This window comes from Mesorhizobium sp. ESP-6-4 (assembly GCF_020164735.1).
GTDB lineage: Bacteria > Pseudomonadota > Alphaproteobacteria > Rhizobiales > Rhizobiaceae > Mesorhizobium.
The window spans coordinates 14,335-37,832 of the sequence record NZ_JAIUGS010000023.1 but is presented as its reverse complement, the minus strand read 5'-3'; the positions used below and the strand labels follow the sequence as shown (position 1 = coordinate 37,832).

The following is a 23,498-nucleotide window of genomic DNA, read 5'->3' as shown; positions in this document are numbered from 1 at the left end:
AAGCCTGGGCCGCCACTTCTCCTTGCTCAACCACCGCATCGGCCGAGCCGGAAGCCAACGCCATGCACCGTGGCGATCGCATCGAGACAGCCGACCGCCGCCAGCTTGGCCCGCACATTGCGGATATGGCTGTCGACCGTGCGCTCCGAGACATGGATGTTGGAGGCATAGGCATTGGCCATCACCGCGTCGCGGCCAAGCACATGCTGCGGGCGGGCGAGGAAGCCCTTCAGGATCGCGAACTCGATCGCCGTCAAGATGAGCGGCTTGCCGTCGAAGCTCGCCTCATGGCTTGCCGGGACGAGCATGAGCTTGCCATGCGCGAATTGACGGTCGTCGGCTTCTTCTTCGACCGGCGCCGGACGCGCGCGCCGCAGGATGACGTTGACGCGGGCGACCAGCTCGCGCGGGCTGAACGGTTTCGTCACATAATCATCGCCGCCCATCTCCAGCCCGAGCACCCGGTCGATCTCCTCGTCGCGCGCGGACAAAAACAGCACCGGCACGTCGGACTTTTGCCGAAGCCTGCGGCAGACCTCCAGCCCGTCCATCTCCGGCATGCCGATATCGAGCACGATGAGATCGGGCGCGCGGCGCTCGACCGCCTGGAGCGCGGCGGCGCCGTCGGCGACGGCGGCCGTCTTCATGCCGGCCTTTTCCAGCGCGAAGCAGATGATCTCGCGGATATGCGGGTCGTCGTCGGCGACGAGAATGTTGTGCGGCATGAAATCAGCGGCCCGGCGCGTAAGGTTGGATGCGGCAGGATTAGAGCAATTCCAGGGAAAAATGCGAAATTGTTTTCGATCCGGAGTGGAGCGGCCTCGGGGCGAAAAGCAGGATACCCGCCCCATGGCATGGTCTTTGCGGCTCGACGAGCCACCAGCCGTCATTGCGGAGCCGGCGCGGCAGCGACCAGCGGGATGTGTGACGTGTTCGCATGACGCCGGTTTCGCCGGCCGGTGCGGTAAGTGCGCGGCGGAATCCCGGAGCTTTTCAGTAAGGATTTGCAGATTTAGTGCAGGCAGGTCGCCTTTTCGGCGGGATAATCGCGTAGGGCGCTCCCCCTCTCCGTCTCGGCTTCGCCGAGCCACCTCTCCCCCGCCTCTGGCGGGGGCGAGGAACCCAGGCCTGCGAAGGTCGCGCGCCCTCGGCGATTAGCGTTTCCTCGCCCCCAAAGTGGGGGAGAGGTGGCTCGGCGCGCAGCGCCGAGACGGAGCGGGGGCTGGCGCTGCCATATGCGATTGTCCTGTCCCTCCGCCTTGCCTCATCAGCCATCACCCGGCATAGATCGGCGATGGCTCAAGAACCATACCGACCGCGCCGCTCTGTGCTTTACATTCCCGCCTCCAACGACAAGGCGCTCGCCAAGATCGGCTCACTTGCCTGCGACGCCGTCATCATCGATCTCGAGGACGCCGTCCTGCCCGCCGACAAGAAAGCCGCACGCGACAAGGTCGCCGGCATCCTGGCTGGGCGCCCCAAAGGGCGCTGCGAGATGGTGGTGCGCATCAATCCTTTGGCCAGCGAATGGGGCACCCATGACCTATGGGCAGTGGCCAAGGCCGAGCCCGACGGAATTCTTCTGCCCAAGATCGCCACGCCGCGCGACATCCTCGAGGCCGGCGACCTGCTCGACGACAATTTCGCGCCGGACAGCGTGAAACTATGGGCGATGGTCGAGACGCCCAGGGCGCTGCTCAACATCGGCGCCATCGCCGAACTCGGCCGCGATCCGGCTTCGAGGCTGGCTTGTTTCGTGACCGGAACGAATGACCTGGTGAAGGCGACCGGCATCCTGGCGACGCCCGACCGGCGCTACCTGATGCCGTGGCTGATGCAGCTGGTGCTTGCGGCGCGGGCCGGTGGCCTCGACGTCATCGATGGCGTTGCCAATGATTTTCGCGATCTCGACGCTTTTGCCCGCGAATGCGCCGACGGGGCGGCCATGGGTTTCGACGGCAAGTCGCTGATCCATCCCGCCCAGATCGAGCCGGCGAACCGCGCCTTTTCGCCGTCGCCCGAGAGGCTGGCTGCGGCCCGTGCGATCAAGGATGCGTTCGCGCGGCCCGAGAATGCCGGCAAGGGCGTGATTGCGATGGACGGGCGCATGGTCGAACGGCTGCATCTGGCGGAAGCCGAGAAACTTCTGGCGAAGGCCGCGATCATCGGCGCATGATGTCGGACGAAACACGATTTTTCAGCCCGGCTTTTCGCCCAATCACGACAAATTAGTTACGACAGATTAGGCACGACAGGATCAATCCATGAAACTCTACCGCTTCCTCACCGGCCCGGACGACGCCACCTTCTGCCACAAGGTGACGGCAGCCCTGAACAAGGGCTGGCACCTGTTCGGCTCGCCGACCTATGCCTTTGACCAGCAGACGAAGTCGATGCGTTGCGGCCAGGCTGTGGTGAAGGACGTCGAAGGCCAGGACTACGGCCCGGACACCAAGCTCAGCGACTGGTAGGAAAAGGAGCGGCGACCGTCTGACTTCGTCATCCTAGGGCGGAGCGACGCGAAGCGGAGCGCAGACCCTAGGATCCATTCCGTTACGCCAGCCCAATAGCGCCGCGATCGAGAACAAAGCATCGTTCCGGGACGCCTCCCGTCAAGGCAAAGTAACTTCTGAACCGTTGCGGCGCCCGCACGTCACGGCATGGATCCTAGGGTCTGCGCGCGTCGCTTCGCTCCTTGCTTCGCCCTAGGATGACGATTTTCATGGGGTGGCGAGATGCCCTCAGCCTGCCGCCGCCTGCTCCGCCGCCTCCTCGATCCGCTCCATGTCGTCGTCCGACAGGCCGAAATGGTGGCCGATCTCATGGATCAGCACATGGGTGACGATGTCGCCCATCGTCTCTTCATTCTCGGCCCAGTAGTCGAGGATGGCGCGGCGGTAGAGCGTGATGCGGTTTGGACCTTCGCCGGTCTGCGGGTTCCAGCGCTCGGCGATGCCGCGCCCCTCGAACAGGCCGAGCAGGTCGAAGGGCGTCTCCAGCGACAGATCGTCCATGATCTCGTCGGTCGGGAACTCGGCGATCTGGATGATGATCTCGCCGGTGAGCTTGCGGAACTCGTCCGGCAGATGGGCATAGGCCTCCAGCGCCAGAAGCTCCATCTCGTCCATCGACGGCGAGAGCTGGTCGTGCCAGGTGCGGGTCTTGTAGATGCGGGCCATGAAATGTCCTTTAATCCCGGCATATAGGCTTTCACGCCGATTGAGGCAAATGGACCGGCTGGGGTGTTCGCTTTCAAGGTAAAAGACGAAGGAATAAATTCCTTGCGACTCTGCTTGACTCTTCCGGGCGCCTCTGGAATCTATAGGAACATAACAGGAACAACTGCTGCTGGAAGTGAACGTCATGGCGATGAGCGCCGTGGCGCGGGACACTGTTTTTGCCCTGCGCCGCCAGATCGCGAAGATCGAGGGAACGCTGCCCGAGCGCCTGCAGGCGCCCTCGGGGTGCGCGCCCGAAGCAATCCCAGGAAAAGTGCGAAGCAGTTTTCCCTCCGGAATGGCGCAAAACCAAACATCCAGCGATGCCGCCGGGCCGGACATGACGATTGTCCGGCGCGGCCTTGCCGTGGCTTCGGCGGATGCCTTCCTGCACACCGGCATCGATAGGCTCGATGCAGCGCTTGGCGGCGGCCTGCCCAAGGCAGCGCTCAGCGAAATCCATGGCCTGGAGACCCGCGATGCCGGCGCCGTTGCCGGCTTCGCGCTCTCGCTCGTAAGCCTGGTCCTCAGGGAGAAGCAGGGTCTGCCGATCCTCTGGGTCGGCACGGCGGAAATCTTCCACGAGGCCGGCATGCCCTATGCCAGGGGCCTTCATGCCCTGTTCGGCATCGAGCCTGGGCAATTGCTGTTTTCCGAGGCGCCGAAGCTGCTCGACGCGCTGTGGATCGCCGAGGAGGCGGCCCGCATGACGGCCTTTGCCGCGGTCATCCTCGAGATCCGCGGCAGTCCGCGGCTTCTCGACCTCACCGCCACGCGCCGGCTGCATGCGCGGGCCCGGAGCGCCGGCCGCCCGCTGCTGTTGCTGCGCCAGGCCGGCGAGGCCGATCCCACCGCCGCTCCGGTGCGTCTCATCGTTTCGGCGGCGCCTGCGGCAAGCCGCGAGACCCTCGCCGGGCCGCTCGCCGGCTCGATCGGCCGCCCCGCCTTCAAAGTCGATATCGGCAAGAGCCGCACGGCCCTGCCTGGACAGTTCACACTGGAGTGGAACCCCAATGAGCACGCTTTTGCAGAAAGAACAGAGAATTCTGTCGCTGTGGTTCCCGCATCTGGCCGCGGAGCGGATCCTGCGCCAGCGTCTGGGGCGGTCCTGGCGTTCCCGGCCCTCGCATCGCCTGCCGTCGCTTCAGCCGCCGCTGGTGATCAGCCATCGCGACAACAACACCCAGCGCATCGCAGCCCTCGACGAGCGGGCTGAGGCGCTCAGATTGAAGCGCGGCATGGGCATCGCCGATGCGCGCGCCATGCATCCCTCGATCGATGTGGTCGAGGCAGACCCGGAAGCCGACCGCCGTCTGCTCGAAGGCCTTGCCGACTGGTGCGACCGCTACACGCCGCTGGTGGCGATCGACGGCGAGGACGGGCTGTTCCTCGACGTCACCGGCTGCACGCATCTGTTCGGCGGCGAGCGCGCCATGCAGGACGAGATCCTCGCCCGCTTCTTCCAGCAGGGCTTCGATGTCCGCGCCGGGTTGGCCTCGACGCCGGGCGCCGCTTGGGCGGCGGCGCGCTTCCATGGCGATCGCATCGTGGCCGGCGGCGAGGAGGAGGCGCTGCTTTCGCCGCTGCCCTTGTCGGCGCTGCGCATCGCGCCGGAGACCCGCGCCAGCCTGGAAAGTGTGGGCCTGCGCACCGCCGGCGCGGTGATGGCAGCACCGCGCGCGCCGCTTGCCCGCCGTTTCGGCGCCACCTTGCTTCTGCGCCTCGACCAGGCGCTCGGCCGCCTCGACGAGGCCGTGTCGCCGCGCCTTCCCGTCGCGCCGCTCTCGGTCGAGCGCCATCTTGCCGAGCCGGTCGTGCTCACCGACGACATCGAGCGGCTGGTGAGCCGGCTGGCGATCGCCTTGAAGACCGACCTCGAACGCCGCGGCGAGGGTGCAAGGACGCTGGCGCTGCTTCTCTTCCGCGTCGATGGCGCCGTCAACCGCATCGCCGTCGGCACCTCCCGCCCGATGCGCGAGCCGCGGCTGATCCAAAGACTGTTCCATGAGCGGCTCACCGCGCTGGAGCAGAGCATCGACGCCGGCTTCGGCTTCGATCTCGTGCGGCTGTCCGTGCTGTCGGTCGCGGCCTTCGACTTGGCTCAGGGCGACCTCACCGGCGAGACCGACGACGATGACGCCGACATCGCGCTCTTTGCCGACCGCGTCCGCGCCCGTCTCGGCGAAGCCGCCGTGCTGAAGCCGGTGGTCGTCGAAAGCCATCTGCCGGAACGCGCCGTCAAAACCGTACCTTTCGCCGAAGCGCCGCAAGGACGCGCCCCGGCGGCCGGACGGACGCCGCCGCCCCGAACAGCGCCACCGATGACCGTTTACCCGCCGGAGCGGCCGGTGCGCCTGTTCCGCTCGCCTGAGCCGATCGAGGTGCCGGCGACCGAGATCCCGGAGGGACCGCCGATGAATTTCCGCTGGCGGCGCGCGCTCTATCGTGTCGCCCGCGCCGAGGGGCCGGAGCGCATCGCCGCCGAATGGTGGCGCCAGCTGCCCGGCGAGGAAGAGGCGCCGACCCGCGACTATTACCGCATCGAGGACAGCGAGGGGCGCCGCTACTGGCTCTACCGCCAGGGCCTCTACAGCAGCGCGCCGCAGGCCGCGCCGCCGCGCTGGTTCATGCATGGGGTGTTCGCATGAACGCGCTGACCGTCATCCCCTATGCCGAATTTGGCATCCAGTCGAATTTCTCCTTCCTGCGCGGCGCTTCCAAGCCCGAGGAGCTGGTGGTCACGGCGAAATTCTACGGCTTTGCCTCGATCGGGCTTGCCGACAGGAACACGGTCGCTGGCGTCGTGCGTGCCTGGCAACAGGCCAAGGTGGAGAAGATGGCCTATCATCCCGGCTGCCGCCTGGTGTTCGGCGACGGCACGCCGGATATCCTCGCCTATCCCCGCGACCGCCAGGGCTGGGGCCATCTCTGCCGCATGCTCACGCAAGCCAATTTGCGCGACGAGAACGAGAAGGGCGCGACGCTGCTCCAGCTGAGCGACCTGCTCGAATGGGGCGATCGGATGTCGCTGGCGATCCTGCCCGATCTGTCAGCAGGCGCACAAGACAACCTGGCATTCATTAGCCGGTTTAAGGATTGCTTCGGCGCGGCGCTCCGTCTTGCCGTGGCGCCGGACTATGGCGGCAACGACCGTTTCCGCATCGAGCAGGCCGCAGCGATGGCTGACCATGCGCGCGTCCCGCTGATGGCGACCAATGACGTGCTCTACCATGCCGCCGATCGCCGGCCGCTGCAGGATGTGCTCACCGCGATCCGCCTCAACACGCCGGTTTCCGAGGTCGGGCTGGAGCTGATGGCCAATGCCGAGCGCCACCTGAAACCGCCGCTGGAGATGGCGCGGCTTTTCCGCCGTCACCCGCAGGCGTTGGCCGAGACGCTGCGCTTCGCCGACGAGCTCGCCTTCTCGCTCAGCGACCTCGAATACAATTATCCGGACGAGCCGACCGAATCCGGGCTTGGACCGCAGGCCGAGCTCGAACGGTTGGCGCGGGAAGGCGCGGCCGTTCGCTATCCGGCCGGCGTTCCCGAGGATGTGCTGAAACGCATCGACAGCGAGCTCGTTTTGATCGAGCGCCTGAACTATGCCCGCTATTTCCTCACCGTCCATGACATCGTCAAATTCGCCCGCAGCCAGGGCATCCTCTGCCAGGGCCGCGGTTCGGCCGCCAATTCGATCATCTGCTTCTGCATCGGCATCACCGAGGTCGGCCCCGATCGCATCGACACCTTGTTCGAACGTTTCATCTCGGAGGAACGCAACGAGCCGCCCGACATCGACGTCGACTTCGAGCATGAGCGGCGCGAAGAGGTCATTCAGTACATCTATACGAAATACAGCGCCAAGCGCACCGCCTTGGCCGCCGCCGTCATCAGCTATCGCGGCCGCTCGGCCCTGCGCGAGGTGGCCAAGGCCATGGGCTTGTCGGAGGATGTCCGCAGCGCGCTCTCCAGCACCATCTGGGGCTGGTCGACCTCCGAGCTCGGCGAAAGGGAAGCCAATGCCGGCGGCCTCGACCGCACCGATCCGCTGTCACGTCAGGTGCTGGAACGCGCCAACGAGATCATGGGCTTTCCCCGCCATCTTTCCCAGCATGTCGGCGGCTTCGTCATCACCCGCGACCGGCTCGACGAGGTCGTGCCCATCGTCAAGACGGCGATGGAGGAGCGCAAGATGGTCGAGTGGGACAAGGACGATCTCGATGCGGTGAAGATCCTCAAGGTGGACGTGCTGGCGCTCGGCATGCTGACCTGCCTGAAGCGCGCCTTCACCTTGCTCACCGATCATTATCCGCGGGCGCGGGATCCATTTGGACAGCCTTATGTGCTCGCGACCCTTCCCGAAGAGGACAGGCGCGTTTACGCCATGATCCAAAGAGCCGACACGCTCGGCGTCTTCCAGATCGAGTCGCGTGCGCAGATGTCGATGCTGCCGCGCCTCAAGCCGGCAAATTTCTACGACCTCGTCATCGAGGTGGCGATCGTGCGCCCCGGCCCCATCCAGGGCGACATGGTGCATCCCTATCTGCGTCGGCGGCAAGGCAAGGAGAAGGCCGAATACCCCAAGCCTGAGTTGGAAGAGATTCTCGGCAAGACCCTTGGAGTGCCTTTGTTCCAGGAGCAGGCGATGAAGATCGCCATTGTCGCCGGCGGCTTCAAGCCGGGTGAGGCAGACGAGTTGCGCCGCGCCATGGCGACCTTCAAACGCACCGGCACGATCGGAAATTATGAAACGCGAATGGTCGAGGGGATGGTCAAGAAGGGCTATCCCAGAGAGTTCGCCGAGCGCTGCTTCAAGCAGATCGAAGGCTTTGGCGAATATGGCTTTCCCGAAAGCCATGCCGCGTCCTTCGCGCTGCTTGTCTATGCCTCCTGCTGGTTCAAGACCTTTTATCCCGACGTGTTCTGCGCCGCGATCCTGAATTCCCAGCCGATGGGTTTTTACCAGCCGGCCCAGCTCGTGCGCGATGCGTGCGACCATGGCGTCGAGGTGCGCGAGGTCGACATCAACCATTCCGTCTGGGACTGCACGCTGGAGGAAGCCGCCTTCGATCCGTCCCGCATCCTCGAGCGCCACGCCTCGATGCGCGGCGTCATCGAGACGGCTCACGCCGTCCGCCTCGGCTTCCGCCAGATCAAGGGCCTGTCCGAAGAGCGCATGGATATAGTCGTCGCCCGCCGCGGCGACGGCTATCGTTCCGTCAGGGACGTCTGGCTGCGCTCGGGCCTCGATGTCGGCGAGATCGAACGATTGGCGCAGGCGGACGCCTTCCGCTCGATCGGCCTCGACCGCCGTGCCGCGCTCTGGGAAGTCCGCGCCCTTGACGGCAAGAGCGCCGCCGAGAAACTGCCGCTGTTCGATCAGCCGTCGCTCGGCCTGCGCGAGCTGGAGCCGGAAACGAAGCTGCCGAAAATGCCGCTCGGCGAGCATGTCGTGCACGACTACCGCTCGCTCGGCCTGTCGCTGAAGGAGCATCCCGTCGCCTTCCTGCGCGAACGGCTGGATCGCGCCGGCGTCACCCCCAATGCCCGCCTGCCGTCTGTGCGCGACGGCCGCCGCGTTTCCGTCGCCGGGCTGGTGCTGGTGCGCCAGCGTCCGGGCAAGGGCAATGCCATTTTCCTCACGCTGGAAGACGAAAAATCGATCGCCAACGTCATCATCTGGCCACGCGTCTTCGACCGCTTCCGCCCGGTGGTCATGGGCGCGCGCTTCATCCGCGTCACCGGCAAGCTGCAGCATGAATCGGACGTCATCCACATCGTCGCCGACCGGATCGAGGATTTGACGTCCTGGCTGAGCGTGCTGCTGGAGACCGCCAATCGGCCGGTCATCGAGCATAATCCCGCCGAACGGCCGGTTGGAGCCGCCGCAAGCCGAGGCCTGCCGGTCCGCCGGGAGACCGAGGCCCTGTCGGGTGTCGCGCAACAAGTCATGCCGAAAGGGCGGAATTTTCAGTGAGGCAGAGGCCTTCGACCTCAATCGGAGCGAAGACGCCAAGATGAGGAAGAATTGTGAAGCCGCGTTCCTTCACACCCCTCTGGCCTGCCGGCCATCTCCCCCGCAAGGGGGGAGATCAGATGTTGCGCGGCTTTCGCCAATTGGCGACGTCGAAAGAAGGGCGCGACGTCCAAGCTGCCAATCTCCCCCTTGCGGGGGAGATGCCCGGCAGGGCAGAAGGGGGTGCTGTCCCGCCAGCGTTCCGGTTGTCAGCAAAAGGTCTTCACGAAGGCCCGCCGAGCCGCGGCGGTGGGGTTAGCATGTCCTCGGCCGAGATCGTGCGCGCCTCCGAGGGCAGCATGATCGGGATGCCGTCGCGCACCGGATAGGCGAGCTTCGCCACGCGCGAGACCAGCTCGTTGCGCTCGGGGTCCCAGGTTAGCGGTCCCTTCGTCAGCGGGCAGGCGAGCAGCTCCAGCAGCTTCGGGTCGACCGTGGCTTTTCGTCCGTCCCGTCCGTCCGCCGCCATCGCACTCTTCCCTTGTCCACTATACGGTCTAAGTGTCTTGAGATTCAGGTCAGGCCGAGTCGAGAACGGTGGCTTCCGAGAACCGGAGCGGAGCGTACTTAACGTACGTGAGCACCGGAAGCGCAGGAAGCTGCCGTTCGCAGGCCGGGCTCACCTGAATATCAATACACTTATTGTAGACTCGAGCCAAACTCATCATCCTCGCGCGCCAGCGTCATTTCGGTGATGGCGATCAGCGTTTCGGCGCGCGTCTTCAGGTCCGGCGCTTCCAGCAGCGCCTGCTTCTCGGCCGGCCCGTAGGGCGCCATCATCGACAGCGCGTTGACCAGCATGCCGTTTTCGGCGCGGCTGACGCTTTCCCAGTCGGCCTCGAGGTCGTTGGCCTGCAGATAGGAACGAAACGCCTTGAGCAGCGCCGGCCGGTCGACGTCGGCGCCGGCCGGGTCTTCCTCGAGGTCGGCGAGAAACGGCGCGATCTTGCACTGCCGGAACGGCGCCTTTGCCGTAAGCTCCTGCACAATGCGAAACCGGCACACGCCCTGCAGCGAGATCAAATAGCGCCCGTCGCCCGTCTCGGCGAGCGAGATGATGCGCCCGGCGCAGCCGACGCTGCACAGTTCAGGCTCGCCGTCGTCGCGCAATGCGCCGTCGAGGCTGGGCTGGATCATGCCGATCAGCCGCGAGCCGGCCATCGCCAGATCGATCATCTGCAGATAGCGCGGCTCGAAAACGTTGAGCGGCATGCGGCCGCCCGGCAGAAGCAGCGCGCCGGCGAGCGGGAAAACCGGGATTGCCGCCGGCAGATCCTTGGCAAGCCTGTAAAGTGCGTTACCGACGCGCACCGCAACCCTCCCAAAGCAACGCCGGCAAGCGTATCAAGCTGCAATCTCCTCTCGCACCGGCGAATTCGTCACGATCGGCATCCGGCCCCGCCCTTATCTGGCGCTGATGTCCCGCTGCGCAAGCCTGCCGGCCGCGACAGCCGGCAAAAAATTCACGGCAATTCCGGGAAAGTATCAGTTGGGGTCGGCGACTTCGCCGCAGCCTTCCGTCCGGAATTGCGCAAACCGAACTTAAAGCGGTTCGGCGGCTCTGTGAATCGCCGAAACCGTCCTACGAGAACAGCAGCGACGAGAGCTTGCGGCGTGCCGCGAGCGTCGCCTCGTCGGTCATTCCCCAGGCTTCGAACAGCTTCAACAGCTGCGCCCTGGCGCCGTCGTCGTTCCAGGTCCGGTCGGCCTTGACGATCGCCAGCAAATTGTCGGCGGCCGCGTCGCGCTCGCCGCGCGCGTTCTGGATCATCGCCAGATCGAAGCGCGCCTGATGGTCGGCCGGGTTGGCGGCGAGCCGGCGCTCGAGCTCGGCCGGATTGCCGAGCGCGGCCGCTTCCGCGGCAAGCGTCATCTTGGCGCGCAGCGCGGCCAGCGCGGGCGCGTCCTTCTTGTCCTCGGGCGCTCGCGCCAGCACGGCCTCGGCACCTTCCACGTCCCCGGCATCGTACAGGATCTCGCCCAGGCCTGCGACCGCCTCGATCGTCTCCGGCGCCTGCTCGAGGACCGCGTCGTAAATGCCGGCCGCGGTCTGGACGTCGCCGGCCGTGCGCGCCTCGGCCGCCGCCGCAAGCGCGTCGGCGATTTGCGGCGCGCCGCCGCTCTTGCCGCCGACCTTCTCGATGAATTGGGCGACCTGGCTTTCCGGAACCGCGCCCATGAAACCGTCGACGGGCTGGCCGTCCTTGAAGGCGATGACCGCGGGAATCGACTGGATGCCGAGCTGGCCGGCGATCGAGGGATGATCGTCGATGTTCATCTTGACCAGCTTGACCTTGCCGCCGGCGTTCTTCACCGCCTTTTCGAGCTGCGGCGTCAGCTGCTTGCAAGGCCCGCACCATGGCGCCCAGAAGTCGACCAGCACCGGCTGGCGGCGCGATTCCTGGATGACGTCGGCGGCGAAAGTCGCTGTTGTGGTGTCCTTGATAAGGTCGGCCGCCGCCGGTCCGTCGCCGAGCGAAACCTTGGCGCGGTCGCCGCCACCATATTGCACCGTCTGGGCATACTGGCCGCCATTGCCGCCAAACGCGCCGCTATACGGATTGTTGTCACTCATCTTGTCGCCCTTTCGGTCACGCTCTCAGGCGTCGGCGCCCGGCGCGTCATTGTCGGATTTCGCAACCGCCTTCCATGTGGCGATCAGCCCCCGAGTTTCAAGGCAATAAGGCCTTCAAGGCAAGGGCACTTTCAAGGTCATGAGACTTTCAGGATAACAGGATCATGGCCGGTTGCCTCGACGAATCTGATCAGGTCGGCGGCGGCGATCGAGGTCGTCGCCTCATTGGTCAGCGGATGGCCGTTGATGACGTCGTGGCTCATCAACGCCTCGTCGAGCACGACCTTGACCTTGCCTTCCGTGTCGTTGATCAGGCCGAAAACGGTGACCGCTCCGGGGATGACGCCGAGCAGCTCCATCAGCATTTCCGGCTTGCCGAACGACACCCGGCTGGCGGCGCCGATCAGGTGGTGGATCTGCTTCAGGTCGACCACGGCGTCCTCGCCGACGGTGACGAGGAAATAATTGTCCTTCTTGTCCTTGAGGAACAGGTTCTTGGTGTGGCCGCCGGGAATCTCGCCGCGCAGGCCTTGCGAATCGGCGACCGTGAACAGCGGCGGGTGCCTGACCGTCGAGACGGAAATGCCGAGATCGGCAAGAAATTCGTTGAGCTCGGCTTCGGTCTTCGGCATCGGTCCTCGCGCGGTCAAAAAAGGGCTCATGCCGTTTACGGCCAACGGTGCCATCGGGGCAAGGCCGCCGGAGCCATTGCGGGCAAAGCGGGCGGCGGCTTGCCTGCGGATTTGCGAGCAGTCCGGTTTCGCCGCCGCTTCGATGCTTTCGACGCGAACGTCACCGCGGGAAGAATTCGCGCCAAAAAAGACCGTCATTTCCCTGTTGCAATCGCCGCGCTCTTCGGCCATATAGGCGCGGCTTGCGGCCCAAGGCCGCGCGAGCGGGTGTAGCTCAGGGGTAGAGCACAACCTTGCCAAGGTTGGGGTCGGGCGTTCGAATCGCCTCACCCGCTCCAGTTTCCTTCAAGGAATCAAGCAAACGAAAAGCCGCGGTCTCCGCGGCTTTTTCGAGTTTGTGGCCTGCGGGAAACCCGCCTCGGCACCGCGCCGGAGTTACGTCTGGACCGTCGGCACCGCGCATTGCCGCATCCCCACGGATCTTCCGTGAAATATCTGGCAGATGGTTCACGCGATATTTTCCTTCAAACAGCCACGTCCGCATCCGGAAAGTATCCGCTCCCCATCAGACTTGAGTCGCATGCCGAAGGGACTGTAGAGCCTCTTTTGCCGGGCGCCCGACAACTATATGTTGTGTGAAGTGCTGGAATTAATCCGGCCGGGCAGTCTCGCGGGAGGTATTCCCGCAAGTCGTTACGTTGGGGCATAGCTGGAGCAATTCCAGGAAAGTATGAGCGGTTATGCTCGGCGACTTCGCCGCAGTCTTCCGTTCGGAGTTGCGTCAAAGCAAAGATAGAACGTCGGCCATGAGGTTCACAGCCTTACAGGATCCGTGCGGCCAACGGATGGTGTTCGATTTGCGGTCCGGTTTCCCGGCGCGAATGCCGGACATGTTGCTGCTTGGCCCGACTCGCGAGGAGGCGGAGCTGCTCGCGGGCCAGGCAAATGAATTCCTCTCGGTGCCGCGCTCGGCCGTGCCTCTTTCTCGATATTTGATCGCCCCGCAATGGAACGATTGGGCATCATCGGAACTTTAGCTTGCGCTAAAACAAGGAGCGCCTATGAGGTTCGCGGCAATACAGGATCCCTGCGACGACTGGCTTGTCTGCGATCTGGTTTCCGATCTCCCGGCGGAGATAGCAGGCAGGCTGCTGATCGGGTTGACGCAACGCGAAGCCGAGCAACTTGCCGACCAGGCCAATGCCGGGCCAATCGGGCAGGCCATCGATTGGCCGATCCCGCTCGCCAGCGTCGCTTGAAGGCGGCCGGGCTTGGGAACCCGCCTCGCCGACGGCGCATCGGCGATTCAATCCCAGATCACATCGGATAACATTTGCGTTCCACCTCCGTTTCAACGCCGGGGCGGCTTTCTATATGTCGTTTCTGGGCCGAGATCCGCCGGCGGCGAATGGCCAGCACCGCGACACGACGCGACCGGACGGCCCGTTTTCGGAAAAAGCGGTCTTGCCGCTTCCTCCATCACGAGGAGATGTCATCATGCGTTCTTTCACCCCAAAACTCATCGCGGCCGCCTCGATCTTCGCGGCCATACCGCTTTCGAGCGCCTATGCCGTGCACCGCCACCATAGGGCGCAGGTCGACACAATGACCACGGCGTCAGTGCCGGCGGAGCCCGAAGCGAGAGCCGCGACGCAGCAGCTGCTTGGCGTGAAGCAAGGCATCCGTGCGGCCAGGCAGGCCGGCAAGATCAGCCAGGAAAAGGCCCGCGACCTGATGCGGCAGGCCGATAGCATCCAGCCCCCCGGCGGCCGCTCTGCGATCGGGCGGATCAATGAGCTGGACCAGCGGCTCCGAAACGCTACCGGCCAGGGAATCTATATGGGCGACGGCTCGGACGGCGGCTATTATCCGAACGGCTGACCGCCTGCATGAGCGGTGCGATGCGGCAGTCCTGGAGCAATTCCGGGAAAGCCGGATCGCGGCCCGGCCCGTCGCCTTCGGCCCGCGGCGCACGAAATAAGGACCTGAAGCGGCCCGGCGTTTCGCAAGATCGCCGAACCGCTCCACGCCTTGGCGCTGCCGTCACCGATCCTGCCGCTACGCCAGCCGCGCCCGCGTCGTCCTCGGCGTCGCCAGCAGCAGGCTTGTCTCGCTCCCCGTAATGCCGGGGATCAGCCGGATGCGCCGCAGCACCGCGTCAAAGTCCGTCAGCGTGGCGGTGCCGAGCTCGACCACCAGGTCCCAGCGGCCGTTGGTGGTGTGGATGGTCGAGACCTCGGCGAGGCCGCCGAGTGCCTTGACGACGCGGTCGGCGGCATGGCCTTCGATCTCGATCGTCATCACGCCGCGTATCTTCTGATCGACCGCGTCGGCGCGCAGCACCACAGTGTAGCCGATGATCTCGCCGGACTTTTCCAGCCGTTCCATGCGCGACCTGACCGTGGCGCGTGACACGCCGAGATCGATGGCGAGGTCGGATACACTGCGCCGCGCATCGTGCCTCAGCAGCGTCACCAGTTTCTCGTCCAGCGCGTCCATGGCTTCCATTTCGATCAAATCATCTGACCATTATGATAGATTAGTCTTCTCGAAATGCCAATTTTCACTGTTCAAGCCGCCAGCAGCTGATGGTTCACTCCTTCGATCAATCGCAAGGTGAGAAAAGATGCGCTGCAGGATCGTCGGCGCGCCGGTGCAGGACGGCGCGGGCAGGATGGGATGCGAGATGGGGCCGAGCGCGCTGCGCACAGCAGGGCTGGTCTCGGTGCTGGCCGAGCTCGGCCACCAGGTCGAGGACTGGGGCGCGGTCGAGAAAGCCGCGGCGCGGCCCGTGGCGCACGGCAATCTCGCGCTGAAGGCGCTGCCGGAGATCTCCGCCTGGACGGCGGCAATCGCCGAGACCGCTTACGCGGCTTCGCGGGACGCCATGCCGATCTTCCTCGGCGGCGACCATTCGATCTCCGCCGGCACTATGTCGGGCGTGGCGCGCCGCGCGGCCGAGCGCGGACGGCCGCTCTTCGTGCTGTGGCTCGACGCGCATCCCGATTTCCACACGCTCGACACCACCACCAGCGGCAATCTGCACGGCGTGCCGCTCGCCTATGCCAGCGGCCAGGCCGGCTTCAAGGGCTATTTCCCGGATCTGCCGCAAGCCGTCGACCCGGTCCGCATCTGCGCCATCGGCCTGCGCAGCGTCGATCCGGCCGAGCGCCGCGCGCTTACTGAAGCCGGCGTCACCGTGCACGACATGCGCGCCATCGACGAGCACGGCATCGCCCCGCTGCTGCGCGCCTTCCTGGCCCGCGTCGAGGAGGAGAACGGGCTCTTGCATGTCAGCCTCGACGTCGATTTTCTCGACCCTTCGATCGCGCCGGCCGTCGGCACCACCGTGCCCGGCGGCGCCACCTTCCGCGAGGCGCATCTGGTGATGGAGATGCTGTCCGACTCGGGCCTCGTCTCAAGCCTCGACCTGGTCGAACTGAACCCCTTCCTCGACGAGCGCGGCCGTACCGCCACCCTGATGGTCGACCTCACCGCCAGCCTGATGGGCCGCCGCATCATGGATCGCCCGACCCGCAGCCATTCCGGAAACCTCTGATCATGACCCAGCCTTCGCGCCTTGCCATCGTTCCCTTTGTCAGCGTCGATCGCATGATGAAGCTGGTGCTCGCCATCGGGGTCGAGCGCTTCCTCACCGAGCTCGCCGCCTATATCGAGGAGGATTTCCGCCGCTGGGAGCTGTTCGACAAGACGCCGCGCATCGCGTCGCACAGCCATGACGGCGTCATCGAGCTGATGCCGACCAGCGACGGCAAGATGTACGGCTTCAAATATGTCAACGGCCATCCGAAGAACATGCGCGAAGGCCGCCAGACCGTCACCGCTTTCGGCGTGCTCGCCGATGTCGGCTCCGGCTATCCGATGCTGTTGACCGAGATGACCATCCTGACGGCGCTGCGCACGGCGGCCACCTCGGCGGTAGCGGCAAAATACCTGGCGCCGAAGAACTGCCGCGCCATGGCCATCATCGGCAATGGCGCCCAGTCCGAGTTCCAGGCCATCGCCTTCAAGGCGCTCGTCGGCATCGACCGGCTGCGGCTCTACGACATCGACCGCTCGGCCTCGGAGAAATGTGCCCGCAACCTCGGCGGCAAGGGGTTTGATATCACCATCTGCTCGACCGGGCAGGATGCCGTGGAAGGCGTCGACATCATCACCACGGTGACCGCCGACAAGCAGTATGCCACGATCCTCACCGACAACATGGTCGGCGCCGGCGTCCACATCAACGCGGTCGGCGGCGACTGCCCCGGCAAGACCGAGCTCCACCGCGACATCTTGTTGCGCTCCGACATCTTCGTCGAGTTTCCGCCGCAGACGCGCATCGAGGGCGAGATCCAGCAGCTCGACGCCGATCATCCGGTGACGGAGCTGTGGCAGGTGATGACCGGGAAGGCCGAGGGCCGCAAGACGTCCGAGCAGATCACGCTGTTCGATTCCGTCGGCTTCGCCACGGAAGATTTTTCCGCGCTGCGCTACGTCCGCGACCAGCTCCAGGCCACCGGCCTCTATGAGGAGCTCGACCTGCTCGCCGACCCCGACGAGCCGCGCGACCTGTTCGGCATGCTGCTAAGAGCCGCCATGCAGCCGGCGGCCTGAGGCGGTTCGCTGAGGCGATTTCATACGGCGGGATAATCGCATAGAGCGCTCCCCTCTCCGTCTCCAAGCTTATGAAGGCCGCGCCCTCGGCGATTAGCGTTTCCTCGCCCCTTGCACATCTTCTGTGACTGGCGCGACTGATCAGGCCAAGGCTTGATTGCCAGGTGGTTCCCCCAATCCGTTGCTGGACGGGCGTTGACGGCAAAAGGCTTGGCGCCTTTCCTCTACCCCGTCGATCGGGGGAGAGGTGGCTCGGCGAAGCCGAGACGGAGTGGGGGTCGACCAGCGCGCTGCCATGCACGCTATCGCCAAAGGCCGGCAGCTTTGAAAGGTGTGCATGCCGTAGATGAAATGGGGGAGAGGTGTCCGCGAAGCGGACGGAGAGGGGGCAGCGCCCGCGTCGACGATTGCCAGACTACCCCCGCGCCGCGCAGCTTTCCCTCTCCACCAGAACCGGCGCCAGCACCTCGCGCCTTGACGGCGCTTCCGGCTCGCCCAGCCTCTCGAGCAGCAGGCTCACCGCCAGCGTGCCGATCTTTTCCACCGGCTGCGCGATCGTCGTCAGCGGCGGCCAGGTGGTGACGGCGTAGGGGATGTCGTCGAAGCCGATCATCGACATGTCGTCGGGAACGTGCATGCCCCGCGAGCGCAGCGCGGTGACCGCGCCCATCGCCATCAGGTCGTTGCAGGCGAACACCGCGGTGATGCCGGGCGCCTGTACCATAAGTTGATCCATCGCCAGGCGGCCGCCGGCGAAATGATAGTCGGAATCGACGATTGACGACGCCGGCAGCTCAACGCCTGCTTCGCCAAGCGCGCGGACAAAACCGCGCAGGCGGGCCGGGCTGGAGCTCGAATCGCGCGGACCGCCGATGACGCCGATCTTCCTGTGGCCGAGCCCGGCCAGGTATTTGCCGGCGAGATAGCCGCCATGGTCGTGGTCGACCAGCACCGAATCGACATTGACCGACTGGATCTCGCGGTCGAGCAGCACCGCCGGCACGCTGGGCAGGAGGCGGGCGAACACCCGCGCGTGGTCGGACGAGCCGGCGAAGATCAGCCCGTCGATCTGCTTGGCCATCAGCACCGAGAGATAGCGCTCCTCCTTCTCGGCATTGCCGTCGGAATTGCACAGGATCACCGTGTAGCCGGAAACGAAGCCGGCATCCTCGATCTGCCGCGCCACGCTGGCGAAGAAGGGATTTGAATTGTCGGGGAGCAAAAGGCCGATGGTCTTGGTTTCGCCGCGCCTGAGACTCCTCGCCACCGAGTTCGGGCTGTAGCGCAGCGCCGCGATCGCGGCGCGCACGCGCTCGGCCGTTTCCGGCTCGACATGACGCGTGTGGTTCATCACATGCGAGACGGTGGCGACGGACACCCCCGCACGGCGCGCGACATCGGCAATCGTCGTCATGGCCCGTTCCCCTCAGCGGATTTTCCGCAACAGCCTCTCCCGGTACGCGTCTAGGATGACCGCGAGCACAATGACAAGGCCAATCACGATCGGTTTGAAATTGTCGCCGACGCCGAGCAGCTGCAATCCGGTGGAAAGCACCTGCAGGATACAGGCGCCGACCAGCGTGCCGATGATCGAGCCCTTGCCGCCGCTGAGGCTGGTGCCGCCGATGATGACGGCGGCAATCGCGTTGAGCTCGTAGCCGACGCCGGCGATCGGGCTGCCGATGTTGAGGCGCAACAGATAGACCATGGCCGCGATGCCGGCGGTGAGCCCGCTGATGGTGAAGGCGGCCACCTTGTAGAAATCCGGATTGTGGCCCGACAGCCGCACCGCCTCGTCATTGGTGCCGACGGCGAAGATCATGCGGCCGAAGACGGTGAAGCGCAGCACGAACCAGCCGGCGGCGATCACCAGCACCGCGACCAGGAAGATCGAGGGCAGGAAGCCGCCGATGATGAGGTTGCCGAAATCGACGAAACTCTGCGGCAGGCCGGTGATGGTGGAATTGTCGCTGACGACGCGCGCAGCGCCCGCCGCCATGTTGAGCATACCCAGCGTTACGATGAAGGACGGGATCTTCCAGCGCGTCGAGATCCAGCCATTGAGGAAGCCGCACACCGCACCCGTCGCCGTGCAGGCAAGCAGCGCCAGCGTGATCGCGACGGCCGGCGACAGGCTCTCGTTTATCATGACGGTGGCGCCGACCACGGTGCACAGCGCCAGCACCGAGCCGACCGAAAGGTCGATGCCGCCGGTGAGGATGACGAAGGTCATGCCGGCCGCCAGCACCGTGTTGATGGCGATCTGCACGAAGATCTTCAGCGCGTTGCCGGAGGTGGCGAAATAGGGCGCGGTGACCGAGAAGAACAGCGTGATCAGCACCAGCGCCAGGAGCACGCCGGCATCGCGCACCAGGAAGCGCAGGAACTTCGCCCGGCCCGGAGAAACAGGCGCCGCCACGGCTATCTCGGACGTCTCGCTCATGGTCGCACATACTCCTGATAGGCGAGCGACAGGATGCGCTCCTGGTCGAATTCGGATCGCGGCACTTCGCCGACGATCCTGTTTTTCGAAAAGACGATGATGCGGTGGCACATGCCCATCAATTCAGGCAGGTCGGACGACACCATGATGATGCCCTTCTGCCGCGCCGCCAGCATCCACAGCAGCTGGTAGATCTCGCGCCGGGCGCCGATGTCGACGCCGCGCGTCGGCTCGTCGAGGATCAGCGTGGAGGTGCCGCGGAACAGCCATTTGGCCAGCACCACCTTCTGCTGGTTGCCGCCGGAGAGATTGCGCACCGCCTGCTCGATCGAGCTTGCCTTGACGCGCAGCTGGCCGACGAGATCGTTGGCGGCCGCAGCCTCCGTCCTTCGGTTGAGCAGCCCGTTGCGCGAAACCTTGCTGAGGTCGGTGATGGTGATGTTCTTGTCGACGGCCATGTCGAGCAGCAGGCCCTGGCCCTTGCGGTCTTCGGTAAGCAGGCTCAAGCCATGCCGCACCGCGTCCTTCGGCGCGGCGATCGCCACCGGCTTGCCGTCGATCTCGACGACGCCGTCGAGCTTTGCGTCGGCGCCGAACAGAGCGCGCATAGCTTCGGTGCGGCCGCTGCCGACCAGCCCGGCAACGCCGAGGATCTCGCCATGGCGCACGGCGAACGATATCTCCGGGGTGGAGGCGTCGCGCTTCAGATTGGCGACGCTGAGCGCCACCTTGCCCGGCACGACCCTGGCATCGAAACCGAATTCGTCGGCGATGTCGCGGCCGATCATCATGCGCACGATATCCGGCACGGAAAGGCCGTGAAGGTCGCGCGTCGCGACCAGCCTGCCGTTCCGCAAGACGGTCACGCGGTCGCCGATCTCGAACACCTCGTGCAGCCGGTGCGAGATGTAGATGATGGTGACGCCCTTCGCCTTCAGCCGCTTGATGATGGAAAACAGCCGCCCGATCTCCGGCGGCGTCAGCGTCGCGGTCGGCTCGTCCAGCACCAGAAGCTTCGAGTCGTAGCTCAGCGCCTTGGCGATCTCGACCAGCTGCATCTGCGCGACGCCGAGCGCCTCGACCCGTATGCGCGGATCGATGTCGAGGCCGACTTGCTTGAGCAGCACCACCGCGCGGCTGTTGAGCGCCTTGCGGTTGACGATGCCGAAGGCGCGACGCGGCAGGCTTTCCAGCATCAGATTCTCGGCGATGCTGAGATAGGGCAGGAGATTCAGCTCCTGATGCACGACGCGGATGCCGCTCTGCTGCGCATCATGCGGCGTCTTCGGCCGGTAGGGCTGGCCGTTGAAGGCGATCGAGCCGGAGTCCGGCTGGTAGATGCCGGCGAGCAGCTTGATCAGCGTCGACTTGCCGGCGCCGTTCTCGCCCAGGATGATATGGGTCTCGCCGCGCGCGATCGACAGCGACACGTCGCTCAGGGCGACGGCGCCGGGAAAGATCTTTCCGACCCTTTCAAGGGAGAGAATCGCATCCATAGGCTGCAGAATCCTAAACCGTGCCCGTCGGCGACGACAGCGGCGGGCGCTCCGTCACCGCCGCCGGAACTGGCGGCGGCGGTGACGAGAGAGACAAAGCCTGGCGCCGGAAGGGAGCGCCGGCGCCCCGGCTCGCCTCATGCGGTGACCAGCTTGACGTCGGTCTTGACCCAGCCGGAGAATTTCTCGCCGGCCAGCTCGCGCAGGCCGTAGTCGATGCCCATCGCCGCCATTTTCGCGCCATACTGCTCGACGGTGGCGAGCATCTTGCCTTCCTTCAGCAGCGGACCGACAGCGGGGATGTTGTCGAAGCCGACGACCTTGATCTGGCCGGACTTGCCTGCCGCGTCGATCGCCTTGACGACGCCGAGCGCCATGGAGTCGTTGGCCGCCATCACGCCCTGAATGTCGGGATGCTGGGTGAGGAAGTTGGTCATCAGCGTGTTGGCTTCCTCGGTCTCCCAATGCGCGGTCTTGGAGTCGAGCAGGTCGAGGCCGTATTCCTTCACCGAATCATCGAAGCCGAGCTTGCGCTGCTTGGCGTTGTCGGCCTCAGGATTGCCCTCGAGGATGACGACCTTGCCGCCCTTGCCCAGCGCCTTGCCGAGCGCGTCGCCGGCGAGCTTGGCGCCGGCGCGGTTGTCCGGGCCGAAGAAGGCGAGGTCGATGCCGGCCTTCTTCTTGGCCTCGGTGTCGAGCGCAACGTCGATGTTGATGACCTTGATGCCGGCCTTCAGCGCCTTGGCGATTGGCGTAACCATGGCCTTCGAATCCGCCGGGGCGACGACGATGATGTTGTAGTTCTGGGTGATGAAGTTCTCGATGGCGTCGACCTGCGCGGCGAAGTCGCGCTCGTCCTTCATGCCGACAGCGGCGAAATCGAACTTGTCCTTGTTCTTGGCCGCATACTCCTCCGCACCCGCCTGCATCTGCTTGAAGAACTCGTTGGCCAGGGACTTCATGACCAGGCCGACCTTCGGCTTGTCGGCGGCGAGAACCGGGCCGAGCGGCAGCGCCAGCGCGCCGGCGGCCAAGGCGCTGGTCTTCAGGAACTGGCGGCGCGAGAACGGGCCAAGCCCATGCGTGTTCGAGAACTTGCTCATTAGTCTCCTCCACTTGATTGAGCCGTAATCGGTTACGTAACCGATTACGCGCCAAAGTAGATTGCTATTTTATCAGATGTCAACGTCGAGGGAAGGCGGTGCCAAGGCTGACGTTGGTGATTGGCGAAAGCCGGCGTGAAGTCTGATCTCCCCCTTGCGGGGGAGATTACGCGTTTTGCGGTTTTCGCCACCTCACCGCCAGCCCAGCGCCGGCGCGACGTGCTTCAGGATCGACTCGACGACATGGGCGTTGTAGTCGACGCCCAGTTGGTTGGGCACGGTGAGCAGCAGCGTGTCGGCCTCGGCGATCGCCTGATCCTCCTTCAACTGCTCGATAAGCACGTCCGGCTCGGCGGCATAGGTGCGGCCGAACACGGCGCGCTTCTCCGGCTCGATATAGCCAAAATGGTCCTCGCCCTCGCTGCCGCCGAAATAGGCGCGGTCCATGTCGTTGACGAGAGCGAAGATGCTGCGGCTGACCGAGACGCGCGGCTCCCTGGCATGGCCTGCTTCCTTCCAGGCGGCGCGGTAGGCTTTTATCTGCTTGGCCTGCTGGACATGCAGCGGCTCGCCGGTCTCATCGAATTTCAGCGTCGAGCTTTGCAGGTTCATGCCGAGCTTGGCCGCCCACACGGCCGTGGCGTCGGTGGCCGCGCCCCACCAGATGCGCTCGCGCAGGCCAGCCGAGAAGGGTTCGAGCCTGAGCAGGCCGGGCGGGTTGGGGAACATCGGCCGCGGATTGGGCTGGGCGAAGCCTTCGCCGCGCAGCAGGTCGAGGAAGATCTCGGAGTGCCGGCGCGCCATGTCGGCATCGCTCTTGCCCTCTTCCGGCACGTAGCCGAAATAGCGCCAACCGTCGATCACCTGCTCGGGCGAGCCGCGGCTGATGCCCAACTGCAGACGCCCGCCGGCGATCAGGTCGGCAGCACCCGCATCCTCGGCCATGTAGAGCGGGTTCTCGTAGCGCATATCGATGACGGCGGTGCCGAGCTCAATACGCTTGGTCCTGGCGCCGGCTGCGGCAAGCAACGGAAACGGCGAGGCGAGCTGGCGGGCGAAATGGTGGACGCGGTAATAGGCGCCGTCCGCGCCGAGCTCCTCGGCCGCGACCGCGAGGTCGATCGACTGCAGCAGCGCGTCGGCGCCCGAGCGCGTGCCCGATTGCGGCGAGGGCGACCAATGCCCGAACGACAGAAATCCGATCTTCTTCATGGCTCCGTTCCTGCTGGAGCGGCCCATCGACCGCTTGAACTTCTTGTTGCTCCAGCAGATAGCCAGGGCAGTGCCGCGATACAACGGACACCGAACGGATACAGACCGTCAATGAGTTCTCCAGAAGTCCGCTGCCGCCGCCCTTGCCCCACGCGATACCAGAGAGGATCATCCCTGGCATTT

At 65.3% G+C, this 23,498-nt stretch carries 22 protein-coding genes and 1 tRNA gene; 11 read left to right on the top strand and 12 right to left on the bottom strand.

Annotation, left to right across the window (positions count from 1 at the left end; all coding sequences use genetic code 11):
- Positions 1-26: 26 nt before the first annotated feature.
- Positions 27-725, bottom strand: coding sequence for a response regulator transcription factor (locus LB523_RS26355; RefSeq protein ID WP_140845955.1), 699 nt, complete (start codon positions 723-725; stop codon positions 27-29).
- A 569-nt stretch (positions 726-1,294) separates the two neighbouring features.
- Here LB523_RS26355 and LB523_RS26350 point away from each other — a divergent pair.
- Complete coding sequence (locus tag LB523_RS26350) at positions 1,295-2,176, top strand: HpcH/HpaI aldolase/citrate lyase family protein (RefSeq protein WP_224608529.1); 882 nt, start codon at positions 1,295-1,297, stop codon at positions 2,174-2,176.
- Positions 2,177-2,264: 88 nt separating this feature from the next.
- Positions 2,265-2,471: a DUF1737 domain-containing protein gene (locus LB523_RS26345; RefSeq protein ID WP_224608526.1), complete on the top strand. Its 207-nt coding sequence runs from the start codon at positions 2,265-2,267 to the stop codon at positions 2,469-2,471.
- Between the two features lie 270 nt (positions 2,472-2,741).
- Here the strand turns inward: LB523_RS26345 and LB523_RS26340 are convergent, their stop codons facing one another.
- Positions 2,742-3,179, bottom strand: a complete 438-nt coding sequence (locus tag LB523_RS26340; RefSeq protein WP_095769832.1) for a metallopeptidase family protein — start codon at positions 3,177-3,179, stop codon at positions 2,742-2,744.
- A gap of 184 nt (positions 3,180-3,363) precedes the next feature.
- Here LB523_RS26340 and LB523_RS26335 point away from each other — a divergent pair, with 184 nt between their 5' ends.
- From LB523_RS26335 to LB523_RS26325, 3 genes are read left to right on the top strand one after another with little or no spacing between them, the layout of a single operon-like run.
- Positions 3,364-4,434, top strand: coding sequence for an ImuA family protein (locus tag LB523_RS26335; protein ID WP_224608523.1), 1,071 nt, complete (start codon positions 3,364-3,366; stop codon positions 4,432-4,434).
- Complete coding sequence (locus LB523_RS26330; RefSeq protein WP_224608520.1) at positions 4,376-5,866, top strand: DUF6504 family protein; 1,491 nt, start codon at positions 4,376-4,378, stop codon at positions 5,864-5,866. Before LB523_RS26335 ends, LB523_RS26330 begins: the two co-directional genes overlap by 59 nt.
- Entirely contained in the window at positions 5,863-9,195 is a 3,333-nt protein-coding gene (locus LB523_RS26325) for an error-prone DNA polymerase (protein WP_224608517.1), read from the top strand. Before LB523_RS26330 ends, LB523_RS26325 begins: the two co-directional genes overlap by 4 nt.
- A 262-nt stretch (positions 9,196-9,457) precedes the next feature.
- Here LB523_RS26325 and LB523_RS26320 read toward each other — a convergent pair whose 3' ends face one another.
- The 4 genes from LB523_RS26320 to LB523_RS26305 all read right to left on the bottom strand — a co-directional run bounded on the left by LB523_RS26320 (position 9,458) and on the right by LB523_RS26305 (position 12,441).
- Positions 9,458-9,703, bottom strand: coding sequence for a Trm112 family protein (locus LB523_RS26320; RefSeq protein ID WP_140636625.1), 246 nt, complete (start codon positions 9,701-9,703; stop codon positions 9,458-9,460).
- A 170-nt stretch (positions 9,704-9,873) separates the two neighbouring features.
- Positions 9,874-10,545, bottom strand: a complete 672-nt coding sequence (locus LB523_RS26315) for an LON peptidase substrate-binding domain-containing protein (RefSeq protein ID WP_095769837.1) — start codon at positions 10,543-10,545, stop codon at positions 9,874-9,876.
- A 271-nt stretch (positions 10,546-10,816) separates the two neighbouring features.
- Positions 10,817-11,809 (bottom strand): thioredoxin, encoded by a 993-nt coding sequence (trxA, locus tag LB523_RS26310; RefSeq protein ID WP_224608514.1) that lies wholly within the window; start codon positions 11,807-11,809, stop codon positions 10,817-10,819.
- A 137-nt stretch (positions 11,810-11,946) separates the two neighbouring features.
- Positions 11,947-12,441 carry a prolyl-tRNA synthetase associated domain-containing protein gene (locus LB523_RS26305; RefSeq protein WP_140845995.1) on the bottom strand — a complete coding sequence of 165 codons (495 nt, stop codon included), beginning with the start codon at positions 12,439-12,441 and terminating at the stop codon, positions 11,947-11,949.
- Between the two features lie 263 nt (positions 12,442-12,704).
- Between LB523_RS26305 and LB523_RS26300 the strand changes: the two genes are divergently transcribed.
- The 4 genes from LB523_RS26300 to LB523_RS26285 all read left to right on the top strand — a co-directional run bounded on the left by LB523_RS26300 (position 12,705) and on the right by LB523_RS26285 (position 14,322).
- Positions 12,705-12,779, top strand: a tRNA-Gly gene (locus LB523_RS26300).
- 402 nt (positions 12,780-13,181) lie between these two features.
- Entirely contained in the window at positions 13,182-13,478 is a 297-nt protein-coding gene (locus LB523_RS26295; protein WP_224608511.1) for a hypothetical protein, read from the top strand.
- A 24-nt stretch (positions 13,479-13,502) separates the two neighbouring features.
- Positions 13,503-13,700: a hypothetical protein gene (locus LB523_RS26290; RefSeq protein WP_224608508.1), complete on the top strand. Its 198-nt coding sequence runs from the start codon at positions 13,503-13,505 to the stop codon at positions 13,698-13,700.
- A gap of 238 nt (positions 13,701-13,938) precedes the next feature.
- Positions 13,939-14,322, top strand: coding sequence for a hypothetical protein (locus LB523_RS26285; RefSeq protein ID WP_224608505.1), 384 nt, complete (start codon positions 13,939-13,941; stop codon positions 14,320-14,322).
- Between the two features lie 177 nt (positions 14,323-14,499).
- On the opposite strand, the gene LB523_RS26280 is transcribed toward LB523_RS26285, so the two are convergent.
- The gene (locus LB523_RS26280) at positions 14,500-14,940 is read right to left on the bottom strand and encodes an Lrp/AsnC family transcriptional regulator (protein WP_095769871.1); all 441 of its coding nucleotides are present in this window, start codon (positions 14,938-14,940) and stop codon (positions 14,500-14,502) included.
- Between the two features lie 127 nt (positions 14,941-15,067).
- Here LB523_RS26280 and rocF point away from each other — a divergent pair, with 127 nt between their 5' ends.
- Both rocF and LB523_RS26270 read left to right on the top strand, forming a co-directional pair.
- Positions 15,068-16,000 (top strand): arginase, encoded by a 933-nt coding sequence (gene rocF, locus LB523_RS26275; protein WP_224608502.1) that lies wholly within the window; start codon positions 15,068-15,070, stop codon positions 15,998-16,000.
- Between the two features lie 2 nt (positions 16,001-16,002).
- Positions 16,003-17,061 carry an ornithine cyclodeaminase gene (locus LB523_RS26270; protein WP_224608498.1) on the top strand — a complete coding sequence of 353 codons (1,059 nt, stop codon included), beginning with the start codon at positions 16,003-16,005 and terminating at the stop codon, positions 17,059-17,061.
- 415 nt (positions 17,062-17,476) lie between these two features.
- Here the strand turns inward: LB523_RS26270 and LB523_RS26265 are convergent, their stop codons facing one another.
- The 5 genes from LB523_RS26265 to LB523_RS26245 all read right to left on the bottom strand — a co-directional run bounded on the left by LB523_RS26265 (position 17,477) and on the right by LB523_RS26245 (position 23,315).
- The gene (locus tag LB523_RS26265; RefSeq protein ID WP_224608494.1) at positions 17,477-18,475 is read right to left on the bottom strand and encodes a LacI family DNA-binding transcriptional regulator; all 999 of its coding nucleotides are present in this window, start codon (positions 18,473-18,475) and stop codon (positions 17,477-17,479) included.
- A gap of 12 nt (positions 18,476-18,487) precedes the next feature.
- Positions 18,488-19,504, bottom strand: a complete 1,017-nt coding sequence (locus LB523_RS26260) for an ABC transporter permease (protein WP_224608491.1) — start codon at positions 19,502-19,504, stop codon at positions 18,488-18,490.
- Complete coding sequence (locus tag LB523_RS26255) at positions 19,501-21,000, bottom strand: sugar ABC transporter ATP-binding protein (RefSeq protein WP_224608488.1); 1,500 nt, start codon at positions 20,998-21,000, stop codon at positions 19,501-19,503. The genes LB523_RS26260 and LB523_RS26255 overlap by 4 nt, the downstream gene beginning before the upstream one ends.
- Positions 21,001-21,137: 137 nt before the next feature.
- Positions 21,138-22,103, bottom strand: coding sequence for a sugar ABC transporter substrate-binding protein (locus tag LB523_RS26250; RefSeq protein ID WP_140845939.1), 966 nt, complete (start codon positions 22,101-22,103; stop codon positions 21,138-21,140).
- Between the two features lie 192 nt (positions 22,104-22,295).
- Entirely contained in the window at positions 22,296-23,315 is a 1,020-nt protein-coding gene (locus LB523_RS26245; protein WP_224608485.1) for an LLM class flavin-dependent oxidoreductase, read from the bottom strand.
- Positions 23,316-23,498: the final 183 nt, after the last annotated feature.